The sequence below is a fragment of the Pseudomonas sp. 910_23 genome (genome assembly GCF_052850795.1).
The window spans coordinates 39,916-52,815 of sequence record NZ_VXCZ01000005.1 but is presented as its reverse complement, the minus strand read 5'-3'; the positions used below and the strand labels follow the sequence as shown (position 1 = coordinate 52,815).

Here is a 12,900-nt window from a genome sequence, read left to right as displayed (position 1 = left end):
CCTATGAACCTGATCGAAATCCGCGACCTGTGCGTCGCGTTCAGCGGCCAGACCGTGGTACGCAATCTGAGCCTGGATGTGCGCCCCGGCGAGTGCCTGGCGCTGGTGGGTGAGTCGGGCTCGGGCAAGTCAGTGACCGCCCATTCAATCCTGCAACTGCTGCCGCAAGCCGGTACCGAAACCACGGGCTCGATCAAGTATCGTGGCCAGGAGTTGATCGGTGCAGCGCCGTCTACCCTGCAAAAACTGCGCGGTAACCGAATTGCGATGATCTTCCAGGAGCCGATGACGTCCCTGAACCCGTTGCACAGCATCGAAAAGCAGATCGGCGAAACCCTGCTGCTGCACAAGGGCCTGGGCGGCAAGCAGGCGCGGGCGCGGATTCTCGAACTGCTGGAGCTGGTGGGTATCCAGAAACCCCAGGAACGGCTCAAGGCCTACCCGCATCAGTTGTCCGGCGGCCAGCGCCAGCGGGTGATGATCGCCATGGCCCTGGCCTGCGAGCCGGAGTTGCTGATTGCCGACGAGCCCACCACCGCGCTGGACGTGACCGTGCAGCGCAAGATCCTGCTGCTGCTCAAGTCTTTGCAGCAACGCCTGGGCATGTCGCTGCTGCTGATCAGCCATGACCTTAACCTGGTGCGCAGTATCGCCCAGCGGGTCTGCGTGATGCGCGCCGGGGAAATTGTCGAGCAGGCTGACTGCCAGACCTTGTTCACGGCCCCACAGCACCCTTACAGCCGCCTGCTGCTGGACGCCGAGCCCACGGGCGATGCGCTGTGCAGCGATGCGCGCGAGACGGTGTTGCAAGTAGACAACCTCAACGTCGATTTCCCCTTGGGCGGCGGGTTGTTTCGGCGCAAGACCTGGCTGCGTGCGGTCGACGGCATCAGCCTCAGCGTGCAGCGCGGCAAGACCCTGGGGATTGTCGGTGAGTCCGGCTCAGGCAAATCGACGTTGGGCCAGGCGATCCTGCGTTTGCTTGACTCCACCGGCAGCATCCGCTTCCAGGGTGAGGCCCTCGACCCGCTCAACCATCAGCAGATGCGCCCGTGGCGCAAGCAGATGCAGGTGGTGTTCCAGGACCCCTATGGCAGCCTCAGCCCGCGCATGTCGGTCGAGCAGATCATCAGCGAAGGCCTGGAAGTGCATGCGCCATGCAGCCTGGCCGAGCGCGATGCCCAGGTGATCCAGGTGCTCAAGGACGTGGGCCTCGACCCCGCCAGCCGGCATCGCTACCCCCATGAGTTTTCCGGTGGCCAGCGCCAACGCATCGCCATCGCCCGCGCCCTGGTGCTCAAACCGGCGCTGATGCTGCTCGACGAACCCACTTCGGCCCTGGACCGTACGGTGCAGAAACAAGTGGTGGCGTTGCTGCGTGAACTGCAGGACAAATATGGCCTGACTTACCTGTTTATCAGCCATGACCTGGCCGTGGTGCGCGCCATGGCCCATGACATGATCGTGGTCAAGGATGGCAAGGTAGTGGAGCGCGGTGCCAGTCATGATGTGTTTGATTCGCCCCAGCACCCCTATACCAAAGAACTGCTGGCTGCAGCGCACATCCCTTTGTGATGATCAACAGGATTCTGCCTCCATGAGTACCAGCCTCAAGGATTATCAACACGTTCGCGGCCTGGCCATTCAGTCGTTGTTCGAGATCATCGAGCAGTCCAGCGAAGGCACGGTCATCGTCGACCGCGACGCGAACATCGTGTGGATGAACGAGCGCTACGCCAGGCGTTTCGGCCTGCACAGCGCCGATGAGGCCATCGGCCAGCCCTGCGAGCAGGTGATTTCCAACAGCCTGTTGCGCCAGGTGGTGCACAACGACCGGCCGATACTGCTGGATATCCAGGACACCCCCAAGGGCCCGCTGGTGGTGATGCGCCTGCCAATCCACGATGATACCGGAGCGGTGATCGGCGCGATTGGCTTTGCGCTGTTCGATGAGTTGCGCAACCTGTCACCGCTGATCGAGCGCTACCTGAGCATGCAGCAAGAGCTGGCCTCGACGCGCTCGCTGCTGCGCTCGCGGCAAAGCAAATACAACTTCGCGCATTTTATCGGCACCAGCGCCGCCAGCCTGGAGGTCAAGCGCCGGGCGCGGCGCAGTGCGAGTGCCGAGTCGCCGGTGTTGCTGCTGGGGGAAACCGGCACCGGCAAGGAACTGCTGGCCCAGGCTATCCACGGTGCGTCACCGCGGGCGCACAAAGCCTTCGTGAGCATCAACAGCGCCGCGATTCCCCATGACCTGCTCGAAGCGGAGTTCTTCGGCACCGCCCCCGGCGCGTTTACCGGCGCCGACCGCAAGGGTCGCCCCGGCAAGTTCCAGATCGCCCAGGGCGGCACGCTGTTTCTCGATGAAATTGGCGACATGCCGCTGCCGCTGCAAAGCAAATTGCTGCGGGTGTTGCAGGAAAAGGAATTCGAACCGGTGGGTTCCAACGAGATGCTGCACAGCGATGTGCGGGTGATTGCCGCGACATCCATGGACCTGGAGGCAGCGATCAAACGTGGCGAGTTTCGTGCGGATTTGTATTACCGCCTCAACGTACTGCCGATCCAGGTACCGCCGTTGCGTGAACGGCTGGAGGATATTCCGGCGCTGAGCGAGGCGATCCTCGAAGAGCTGCGCAGCCAGCACGAACTGGACCCTGAGGCGCTGGTGTTGCTCGCACAACATGCATGGCCGGGCAATATCCGTGAACTGCGCAATGTGCTGGAGCGGGCGGCGTTGCTCAGTGATGACCTGATGTTGAATGCCGCGCAGGTTCGTGCAGCGATTGGTACGTTCAGCCCAGTAGTCCGTGGCCCGGTGGGCGCGATCGAGGGTGAAACCTTTGCGGCGGCGCGGGAGCGGTTTGATCGGCAGGTGATTGGTGCGGCGTTGCAGGCGTGTACCGGGAATGTGGTAGAGGCCGCCAGGCAGTTGGGGCTTGGCCGGTCGACGCTGTACAAGAAAATGGTGGCGCTGGGGCTAACTCAGTCTCCATATTGAGACCCAATTCTCAATACAAAGACAATCCATTGTGAGAGGGGCTTGCTCCCGATGGCAGTGTGTCAGGCCGAGCATCTGTACCTGACCCACTGCTATCGGGAGCAAGCCCCCTCCCACATTAGGTATTTGTTTGTCTCAAAATAGAGATAAAACTTCAAAGCGCTGTTGAAAATTCTGAAAATATCGTTGTTTTTCAAATAGTTAATAACATGGCACACATCTAGCTATAGCCCTCCCACCGCTTCACCCCACAACAATAACAATCCGATGGAGACACACCATGAGTGTGATCATTGCCCTGGCCGCGCTCGCGCTGCTGATGCTGGCTGCGTACCGTGGCTATAGCGTTATCCTGTTCGCCCCCATTGCCGCCCTCGGCGCGGTGCTGCTCACCGACCCCTCCGCCGTCGCCCCTGCCTTTACCGGGGTGTTCATGGAAAAGATGGTCGGTTTTATCAAGCTGTATTTCCCGGTGTTTCTGCTCGGTGCGGTGTTCGGCAAGCTCATTGAGTTGTCGGGTTTCTCGCGCTCGATCGTGGCGGCTGCGATCCGCTTGCTGGGCACGCGCCAGGCAATGCTGGTGATCGTGCTGGTCTGCGCCCTGCTCACTTACGGCGGCGTGTCGCTGTTCGTGGTGGTGTTTGCCGTGTACCCGTTCGCGGCGGAGATGTTTCGCCAGAGCAATATCCCCAAGCGCCTGATCCCGGCAACCATCGCCCTCGGCGCGTTCTCGTTCACCATGGACGCCCTGCCCGGCACGCCGCAGATCCAGAACATCATCCCCAGTACCTTCTTCAACACCACTGCCTGGGCGGCGCCGTGGCTGGGGCTGATCGGCACGATCTTCGTGTTTTGCACCGGTATGCTCTACCTGGCCCGCCAGCGCAACAAGGCCCAGCGGGCCGGGGAAGGTTATGGCACCGAGTTGCGTAACGAGCCGGAAACCGCCGAGAACCTCAGCCTGCCCAATCCCTGGATCGCGCTGTCGCCGTTGATTCTGGTCGGGGTAATGAACCTGCTGTTTACCCACTGGATCCCGCAGTGGTACGGCAAGACCCACAGCCTCAGCCTGCCGGGAATGAGCGCGCCGGTGACCACCGAAATCGCCAAGCTCACCGCGATCTGGGCGGTGCAGGCGGCGTTGCTGGTGGGGATTATCGTGGTACTGGTGTTCGGCTTCTCCGCGATCAAAAGCAAGCTGGCCGAAGGCAGTAAAAGTGCGGTCAGCGGCGCGCTGCTGGCGGCAATGAACACCGCCTCGGAATATGGCTTTGGCGCAGTAATCGCCTCGCTGCCAGGCTTTCTGGTACTGGCGGACTGGCTCAAGGGCATCCCCAACCCGCTGGTCAACGAAGCAATTACCGTGACCCTGCTGGCGGGCATCACCGGCTCGGCTTCCGGCGGCATGAGCATTGCCCTGGCGGCGATGTCCGAGAGCTTTATTTCAGCGGCCCATGCGGCCAATATCCCTCTTGAAGTGCTGCACCGGGTCGCGGCCATGGCCAGCGGCGGCATGGACACCCTGCCCCACAACGGCGCGGTGATCACGCTGCTGGCGGTCACCGGCTTGACCCACCGCGAAGCCTACAAGGACATTTTCGGCATCACGATTATCAAGACCCTCGCGGTGTTCGTGGTGATCGGTACTTTCTATGCCACCGGCATTGTGTGAGGTTTTCATGACGACTTTGAATGGCAAGACCGCCCTGGTCACCGGCTCCACCAGCGGCATCGGCTTAGGGATAGCATTGAGCCTGGCCAAGGCCGGCGCCAACCTGATTCTCAACGGCTTTGGCGACGTCAGCGCGGTGATCGCCCAGGTGCAGGCGTTTGGTGGCAAGGTCGGGCATCACCCGGCGGATGTCAGCGACCCGGCGCAGATCGCCGACATGCTCGCCTACGCCGAGCGCGAGTTCGGTGGCGTGGATATTCTGGTCAACAATGCCGGCATCCAGCATGTGGCGGCGGTGGAAGACTTCCCGGTGGAGCGCTGGGACTCGATTATCGCGATCAACCTGTCCTCGGTGTTCCACAGTACACGTTTGAGCCTGCCGGGCATGAAGGCCAAGGGCTGGGGGCGTATCGTCAATATCGCCTCGGTGCACGGCCAGGTCGGCTCAGTGGGCAAGGCTGCCTACGTGGCGGCCAAGCATGGCGTGATCGGCCTGACCAAGGTGGTGGGCCTGGAAACCGCCACCAGCAATGTGACCTGCAATGCGATCTGCCCGGGCTGGGTGCTGACGCCGCTGGTGCAGAAGCAGATTGATGATCGCGTGGCCAGTGGGATCGACCCGCAACAGGCGCAGCAGGATTTGCTGGCTGAAAAGCAGCCGTCCCTGGAGTTTGTGACGCCGTCGCAGTTGGGTGAGCTGGTGCTGTTTTTGTGCAGCGAGGCTGGCGCCCAGGTGCGCGGTGCGGCGTGGAATATCGACGGTGGCTGGCTGGCCCAATAACCCCCCAGACACCGGAGATCAGAATGTGGGAGGGGGCTTGCTCCCGATGGCAGTGTGTCAGGGTAGACATTTGTAACTGAACCACCGCTATCGGGAGCAAGCCCCCGCCCACATTGGAACGCTATTGTTTGGAAGACCGATACTAGAACAAGAGATTTCGCTATGTCCGACATCCTCTGGCAACCCTCGCCCGAACGCATCGCCAACACACGGATGGACCAGTTCCGCCGCTTCATCAACCAACGCCACGGCCTGCACCTCCACGACTACCCTGCCCTGCACCAATGGAGCATCGACCAGCGCCCGGACTTCTGGCGGGCGATTGTGGCGTTCTTCGACGTGCAGTTTCGCAGCCCGCCCAGCGTCACACTGATCGAAGACATCGAGATGCCCAGCGCCCAATGGTTTCCCGGTGCCACCCTGAACTTTGCCGAACACCTGTTGCGCCGCCGCGACAATCATCCTGCGGTGGTGGCTGTCAGCGAAGACGGCCAACGTGAACAGTTGAGCTATGCGCAACTGGCGGAACATGTTGCCGGCCTGCAAAAAAGCTTGCGGGCAGCCGGGGTGGGCATGGGTGACCGGGTGGCCGCGTGCATGCCCAACACCTGGCAAACCCTGGTGGGTATGCTTGCCACTACCAGCCTCGGCGCGATCTGGTCATGCTCTTCGCCGGATTTCGGCACCCAGGGCGTCATCGATCGATTCGGCCAGATCGAACCCAAAGTGCTGATTACCTGCGCCGGCTACCGCTATGCAGGCAAAAACATCGACCAGAGCGCCAAGCTCAATGAAATCCTTGCGCGCCTGCCCTCCCTGCAACAGCTGATCATCGTGCCGTACGCCCGGCCTCAGGCACAGGTCGACGATTACCTGAGCCAAGCCCGGGTCACGCTGTGGGACGACTTCTATCAGGCCGGCGGCGTGCCTGAATTTGTCGCAGTGCCGTTCGATCATCCGCTGTATATCCTCTATTCCAGCGGCACCACCGGCATCCCCAAATGCATCATCCATGGCACCGGCGGCGTGCTGCTCACCCACCTCAAGGAACACGGCCTGCACGCCGACCTGAGCCGCGAGGACTGCCTGTTCTACTACACCACCTGCGGCTGGATGATGTGGAACTGGCTGGTGTCGGTGCTGGCGATAGGCGCCACGGCGGTGCTGTATGACGGCTCACCGTTCCACCCTGGCCCCGAGCGTTTGATCGACTTGATCGACGCGGAAAAAATCAGTGTATTCGGCACCAGCCCCAAGTTCCTCGCCACCCTGGAGAAGGCCGGGTTGCAGCCACGCCTGAGCCACGACCTGAGCAGCCTCAAAGGCCTGATTTCCACCGGCTCGCCGCTGTCACCCCAGAGCTACGACTATGTGTACCGCGAGATCAAGAACGAGCTGTGCCTGTCGTCGATGTCCGGTGGCACCGATATCGTCTCCTGCTTCGTGATCGGCAACCCGGTGCTGCCGGTGCGGCGCGGTGAGATGCAATGCAAGAGCCTGGCCATGGCCATCGAGGTGTGGGACGACCAGGGCCGGCCGCTGATCGGGGAAAAAGGCGAACTGGTCTGCACCCGGCACTTTCCGGCCATGCCCATTGGGCTGTGGAACGACCCGCACCAGCACAAGCTGCGCGCCTCCTATTTCAGCCAGTTCCCCGGCGTATGGGCCCAGGGTGATTATGCTGAGCAGCGGGCCAATGGCAGCCTGCTGATTCATGGGCGCTCAGACGCGGTGCTCAACCCTGGCGGCGTACGCATCGGCACCGCCGAAATATACCGCCAAGTGGAAAAAATCCCACAGGTGCTGGAAAGCCTCGCCATCGGCCAGCGCTGGCAGGACGATGTGCGTGTGGTGCTGTTTGTGCGCCTCGATGACGGCGTCGAGCTGGATGAAGCGCTGCAACAGCAGATCCGCCAGGTGATCCGTGCCAACACCACGCCGCGCCACGTACCGGCCAAGATCCTCGCTGTCACGGATATCCCTCGCACCATCAGCGGCAAGATCGTGGAGTTGGCGGTGCGCAACGTGGTACATGGGGAGCCGGTAAAGAACACCGATGCCCTCGCCAATCCCGAGGCATTGGAGCAGTTTCGCCGACGCCCTGAACTGGATTTTTAGATGAAAGGTTTCAGCGCTGAACCGCTGTTTTGAAGAAAAGCCGTCAATGCGTGCTATTTTTCCGGGGTAGTCATCCATTGATGATCCTTGGGACAATGGATGTGGTTATTTTTCAAAGCGTCGTGCTCAGGGCTTTTTTTCATGAATGGAACATCCACCGGTAGCGAAGCCGCTGCATTGATCAAGCGGCTGGACTGGGCGCAAAGCCCCCTCGGTGAGGCCACTGATTGGCCGCAGAGCCTGCGTACCGCCGTCGATATCGTCGTGCATTCGCCGATGCCGATGGTGCTGTTGTGGGGCCCGCAACTCATACAACTTTATAACGATGGCTTTGCCCAACTGGTGGGCAACAAGCACCCCGGCGCCCTGGGCCAGCCTGCGCACCAGACCTGGCCGGAGCTGCAAAGCTTCGCTGCGCCGGTGTACGACGCGGTGCTCGGCGGCCAGGTGCGCACCTTCAGCGAGCAGCGTTTTGTCTTGCAACGCGAATGTCGCGACACCGAAATCTGGCTCGACCTGACCTACAGCCCGGTGCGCGACGAAAGTGGCCAGGTGGCAGGCATCCTGGTCACCGCCATCGAAACCAATGAACGGCGCAGCAAAACCCTGGAACTGCAGCAGCGTTCCGAAGCGAGCCTCAAGGCCCAGCACAACACCGAGCAGCGCCTGCAACTGGCACTGGCGGCGACCGATGCTGTGGGCACCTGGGACTGGGACATCGGTGAAGATCACTTTATCGCCGATGCACATTTCGCCTACCTGCACGGTGTCGACCCGAGTGACGCCGGCCTGCTGCCCATCAGCGCCTATCTGCTCGGCGTGCATCCCGAAGACCGTGGCATGGTCACGCGCAGCATCAAGCATTGCATCACCTTCGGCACTGAATACGCCGAGGAGTACCGCCTGCTGCAAGCCGACGGCCAGGTGCGCTGGGTGTTTGCCCGTGGCCGCTGCTACAAGGACCAACAAGGCCGACCCGCACGCTTCCTCGGCGCCGCGCTGGACCTCACCGAGCGCAAGCACACCGAACAGGCGCTGCGCCAGAGCCAGACCGAGCTGCAACTGATCATCAACGCCATGCCGGTGTTGATCGGCTACGTGGACCATGAGCAGCGCTTTCGCCTGAACAACAGCGCCTACCTCGACTGGTACGGCAAGACGCCCCAGGAGCTGTACGGCAAGACCATCCGCGAAGTGCTCGGTGATGAGGTGTATGCCGGACGAATAGACAAGATCGAAGCGGCCCTGAACGGCAAGGCGTGCAGCTTCATGACCCTCACGCCCCATCGCGACGGCCGCCCGCGCCACGCGTTGATGAAATACCTGCCGCGCTTCAGCAATAACGGTTCGGTGAACGGCTTCTACATTTTTGTGATCGACGAGACCGAACGCAAACTCACCGAGGAAGCCCTGCGTCATCTCAACGAGAACCTCGAAGAGCGTGTGGCCCAGCGTACCCAGGCGCTGGCCGAGGCCAACCAGCGCCTGCAGAACGAGATGTTCGAGCGTGAACGCGCCGAAGACGCCCTGCGCCATGCGCAGAAGATGGAAGCGGTGGGCCAGCTCACCGGCGGTATCGCCCATGACTTCAACAATATGCTCACCGGCATCATCGGCAGCCTGGACCTGATGCAGCGCTATATTGCCGCCGGGCGCAGCGATGAGATTGGCCGCTTTGCCGATGCCGCCGTATCCTCGGCCCATCGCGCCGCCGCCCTCACCCACCGCCTGCTGGCGTTTTCGCGGCGCCAGTCGCTGGACCGCCGCCCCACCGATCCCAACCAGCTGGTGGCATCCCTGGAAGATCTGTTCCAGCGCACCAAGGGCGCGCATATCGCGCTCAAGGTGCAACTGGGCAAGGACATCTGGCCGGTAAATACCGATGCCAGCCAACTGGAAAACGCCCTGCTCAACCTGGTGATCAACGCCCGCGACGCCATGCCCGACGGCGGCGAGTTGCTGATCGAAACCGCCAACAGCTACCTGGACGGCACCGACATCACCACCCTGGAGCCGGTCAAGGCCGGCGACTACGTAATGCTCGGCGTGAGCGACAACGGCAGCGGCATGGCGCCGAAAATTCTCGCCAAGGCATTCGACCCGTTCTTCACCACCAAGCCTATCGGCCAAGGCACCGGCCTTGGGCTGTCGATGATTTACGGCTTTGCCCAGCAGTCCGGTGGCCATGTAACGATCCAGAGCGAACCGGGCCAGGGCACCTGCGTGCGCCTGTACCTACCGCGCCTGTACGGCACCGCACTGGAAAGCGACCTGCCCGTCAGCCTCACCGAAGCCCCGGTGGCCCTGGCCGGTGAAGCCGTGGTGGTGGTCGAGGACGACCCGGCGGTGCGCATGTTGGTGGTCAACGTCCTCGATGAACTGGGCTATACCGCGCACCAGGCGGCCGACGCCCGTGCCGCGCTGCCGCTGCTGGAGTCGGATTTGCGCGTGGATTTGCTGGTGACCGACGTCGGCCTGCCAGGCATGAACGGCCGGCAACTGGCGGAAATCGCGCGCCAGCATCGCCCCGGCCTGCGGGTGTTGTTCATGACCGGTTATGCAGAGAAAGCCGCTGAGCGCCAGGGCTTTTTGGAAGACGGCATGGACATGGTCGCCAAGCCCTTTTCGATCGACCTGCTGGCCACCAAAATCCGCAGCATGATCGGCGGCGAGGCCTGAGTTCAGGCATAATCGCGCGCCGTCGCACACTTGGTAGAGATCAATGAAAGCCCAAGCCCGTCATATCCTGGTGAAAACCAGCGAAGAAGCCGAACAACTCAAGCAGCGCATTGCCAAGGGCGAAGCCTTTGACGTGCTGGCCAAGAAGTACTCCACCTGCCCGTCGGGCAAGCGTGGCGGCGATCTGGGCGAAGTGCGGCCCGGGCAGATGGTGGGCGCGATTGATGCGGTGATCTTCAAGAAGCCGGTGAAGGTGGTGCACGGGCCGATCAAGAGCAAGTTTGGCTATCACCTGGTGCAGGTGTTTTACCGGGATTGATGGGATTGCCTTTAGCCCCCTCCCACAGTTGACCCTGTTCCAACTGAAGGAATGCAGTCTAATGTGGGAGGGGGCTTGCTCCCGATCCGCCGCAGGCGGCCATTCACCTCGGTATCAGCGCCCCCGGCAGCTGAATCACCCGACTCGCCAGCCGATGCCCAGCCAATGCAGCCTCTTGCGGCGAGCCACCTTTGAGCCGCCCGGCCAGATACGCCGCACTGAACGAATCTCCCGCCGCCGTAGTGTCCACCACCTTTTCCACCTTCAACGCCGGCACCGCAAAGCGCTCTCCCGCACAGCGAATCAAACACGCATCCGCGCCACGCTTGAGCACCACTTCTGCAATCGATGGATAGGCCGCAAACACCTGCTCGCTGTCCTCATAGCCAAACAACGCGTGCTCGTCATCCTCGGTCAACAAGGCTATATCCACTTCGGCCAACACCTTGCGATAAGCCGCACGGGCCGCTTGCACATCGGCCCATAGCCGTGGTCGGTAATTGTTATCGAACACCACCTTGCCACCTCGGCGGCGGGTTTCGACCAGGGTGTCCAGCAAGCGCTCGCGCCCAAACTCGCCCAACACCGCCAGGGTAATACCACTGAAATACACCACGTCATAGTCCGGCAACGCTGCCAGGATCGGCTCGGCCGCAGGCGTGGTGAAGCAGTCACGCACGGCCGCTTCGTTGCGCCAGTAGAGAAACTTGCGCTCGCCATTGGCGTCGGTCTGGATGCAGTACAAACCCGGCAGACGCCCGGGCAGGCGCTGGACCATGCCCAGGCCAAGGCCCTCGGTTTGCCACTGCTGGCACATGGCGTCGCTGAAACTGTCATCGCCCAAGGCGGTGACGTAGTCGACACTGGCGCACTCGCCCAGCTCACGGCGCAGGTACACCGCCGTGTTCAGGGTGTCGCCGCCGAAGCTCTGGTGCAGGCTGCCATCGGCGCGGTGTTGCAGTTCGATCATGCATTCGCCGATAAGGGCGATGCGGGGTTGGGTGGTCATGGCTGCTGTCTCGGTGGGGCTGATGGCCTCATCGGGGGCAAGCCCCCTCCCACAGGGGAATGCATTCCAAATGTGGGAGGGGGCTTGCCCCCGATAGGTGCGACGCGGTCTAGAAACAGGTACGCAGCGACTCGACCACCTGCAACTGCTCATCCACCAGGCAACCCACCTGCCATTTGTCGAAGGTCAGGCAGGGATGGGACGTGCCAAACGAAATGATGTCGCCAATGCGCAACTCAACCCCCGGCGCTACGGTCATGAACGCATGTTGGTCCATCACCGCGGTGACCTTGCACGCGCTCACATCATCACCGTGCGCCGGGACGATCCCGGCCTTGTAGCGCTTGAGCGGCACCGGCAAGCCGGCGTCATAGGCCACGTCACGCTTACCCAGGGCAACCACGGCAAAACCCGGCTCCGGCAGCGACTGCACGTGCGCCCAGACCTCCATCGCCGGGCGCAGGCCCTCGTTGAGGTCGCTGCGTCGGTCGAGCACACAGCATTGCGCGTCTTTGTAGATGCCATGGTCGTGGGCCACGTAGCTGCCTGGGCGCAACACACTGAGGAAACGACCGGCAGCGTTCTGGGCCTCGAACGACTCGGCGATCAGGTCGTACCAGGCCGAGCCCGACGCCGTGATGATCGGTTTGGGCAGGTCGAACAGGCCGCTGTCTTGCAGGTCCACCGCCAGGCGCACCAGGCTGGCAGCGAAGTCACGGATGCCGCTGATGGCGTGCTCGCCGTGGATCACCCCTTCGTAGCCTTCGATGCCGGTCAACGCCAATGCCGGTTGGGCCTTGATTGCCCGGGCCAGTTCACGCACTTCTTGTTCGCTGCGACAGCCACACCGGCCACCGACCACGCCGTATTCGATCATCACGTTCAGACGCAGGCCGCGCGCGGCGAAGAACAGGCCCAGATCCGCGACGTTGTCCGGGTGATCAACCATGCAATGGAAGTCGAAATCCTGATCGGCCAACAGGTCGGCGATCAGCGCCATGTTCGGCGCCCCCACCAATTGGTTGGCCATCAGCACACGACGCACGCCACCGGCATAGGCGGCGCGGGTTTGTACGGCGTTGGCCAGGGTGATCCCCCAGGCACCGGCGGTGATCTGGCGCTCGAACAGCGCAGGCATCATGCTGGTCTTGCCGTGGGGCGCCAGCTCGGCGCCGCTGTGGCTGACAAAGTCCTGCATCCAGCGAATATTGTGCTCCAGGGCGTCACGGTGCAGCACCAGCGCCGGCAGGCTGACATCGCGGACCAAATGGGCACCGACGGCGGCGGCACCTTTTTCAACGGCATTGAGGGCAGACATGGA

9 protein-coding genes are annotated in these 12,900 nt (G+C 62.3%); 7 read left to right on the top strand and 2 right to left on the bottom strand.

Translation table 11 applies throughout. The annotated features are described in order from the left end of the window. Positions 1–3: 3 nt before the first annotated feature. The 7 genes from FW800_RS07475 to FW800_RS07445 all read left to right on the top strand — a co-directional run bounded on the left by FW800_RS07475 (position 4) and on the right by FW800_RS07445 (position 10,570). A complete protein-coding gene (locus FW800_RS07475) occupies positions 4–1,575 on the top strand; it encodes an ABC transporter ATP-binding protein (RefSeq protein ID WP_103734350.1) in 1,572 nt (523 codons plus the stop codon). A 22-nt stretch (positions 1,576–1,597) separates the two neighbouring features. Then, a complete protein-coding gene (locus tag FW800_RS07470) occupies positions 1,598–3,001 on the top strand; it encodes a sigma-54 interaction domain-containing protein (RefSeq protein ID WP_446437317.1) in 1,404 nt (467 codons plus the stop codon). A gap of 280 nt (positions 3,002–3,281) precedes the next feature. Continuing rightward, on the top strand, positions 3,282–4,673 hold the full coding sequence (locus FW800_RS07465) for a GntP family permease (protein ID WP_005788811.1): 1,392 nt from the start codon (positions 3,282–3,284) through the stop codon (positions 4,671–4,673). 7 nt (positions 4,674–4,680) lie between these two features. Further along, positions 4,681–5,454 carry a 3-hydroxybutyrate dehydrogenase gene (locus FW800_RS07460; protein WP_446437316.1) on the top strand — a complete coding sequence of 258 codons (774 nt, stop codon included), beginning with the start codon at positions 4,681–4,683 and terminating at the stop codon, positions 5,452–5,454. A gap of 162 nt (positions 5,455–5,616) precedes the next feature. Beyond that, positions 5,617–7,572: an acetoacetate--CoA ligase gene (locus FW800_RS07455; RefSeq protein ID WP_446437315.1), complete on the top strand. Its 1,956-nt coding sequence runs from the start codon at positions 5,617–5,619 to the stop codon at positions 7,570–7,572. Positions 7,573–7,713: 141 nt separating this feature from the next. Continuing rightward, the gene (locus tag FW800_RS07450; RefSeq protein WP_446437314.1) at positions 7,714–10,251 is read left to right on the top strand and encodes a PAS domain-containing protein; all 2,538 of its coding nucleotides are present in this window, start codon (positions 7,714–7,716) and stop codon (positions 10,249–10,251) included. 43 nt (positions 10,252–10,294) lie between these two features. Next, complete coding sequence (locus FW800_RS07445; RefSeq protein ID WP_003174397.1) at positions 10,295–10,570, top strand: peptidylprolyl isomerase; 276 nt, start codon at positions 10,295–10,297, stop codon at positions 10,568–10,570. Between the two features lie 103 nt (positions 10,571–10,673). Here FW800_RS07445 and FW800_RS07440 read toward each other — a convergent pair whose 3' ends face one another. Both FW800_RS07440 and FW800_RS07435 read right to left on the bottom strand, forming a co-directional pair. Beyond that, the gene (locus FW800_RS07440; protein ID WP_446437313.1) at positions 10,674–11,579 is read right to left on the bottom strand and encodes a sugar kinase; all 906 of its coding nucleotides are present in this window, start codon (positions 11,577–11,579) and stop codon (positions 10,674–10,676) included. Positions 11,580–11,688: 109 nt separating this feature from the next. Next, a complete protein-coding gene (locus tag FW800_RS07435) occupies positions 11,689–12,897 on the bottom strand; it encodes an amino acid deaminase (protein WP_005788824.1) in 1,209 nt (402 codons plus the stop codon). Between the last annotated feature and the right edge of the window lie 3 nt (positions 12,898–12,900).

Excerpts from the sequence above, each read along its gene's own strand:
- FW800_RS07475 (WP_103734350.1), top strand. The coding sequence starts at position 4 with ATGAACCTGATCGAAATCCGCGACCTGTGCGTCGCGTTCAGCGGCCAG.
- FW800_RS07470 (WP_446437317.1), top strand. The coding sequence starts at position 1,598 with ATGAGTACCAGCCTCAAGGATTATCAACACGTTCGCGGCCTGGCCATT.
- FW800_RS07465 (WP_005788811.1), top strand. The coding sequence starts at position 3,282 with ATGAGTGTGATCATTGCCCTGGCCGCGCTCGCGCTGCTGATGCTGGCT.
- FW800_RS07460 (WP_446437316.1), top strand. The coding sequence starts at position 4,681 with ATGACGACTTTGAATGGCAAGACCGCCCTGGTCACCGGCTCCACCAGC.
- FW800_RS07455 (WP_446437315.1), top strand. The coding sequence starts at position 5,617 with ATGTCCGACATCCTCTGGCAACCCTCGCCCGAACGCATCGCCAACACA.
- FW800_RS07450 (WP_446437314.1), top strand. The coding sequence starts at position 7,714 with ATGAATGGAACATCCACCGGTAGCGAAGCCGCTGCATTGATCAAGCGG.
- FW800_RS07445 (WP_003174397.1), top strand. The coding sequence starts at position 10,295 with ATGAAAGCCCAAGCCCGTCATATCCTGGTGAAAACCAGCGAAGAAGCC.
- FW800_RS07440 (WP_446437313.1), bottom strand. The coding sequence starts at position 11,579 with ATGACCACCCAACCCCGCATCGCCCTTATCGGCGAATGCATGATCGAA.
- FW800_RS07435 (WP_005788824.1), bottom strand. The coding sequence starts at position 12,897 with ATGTCTGCCCTCAATGCCGTTGAAAAAGGTGCCGCCGCCGTCGGTGCC.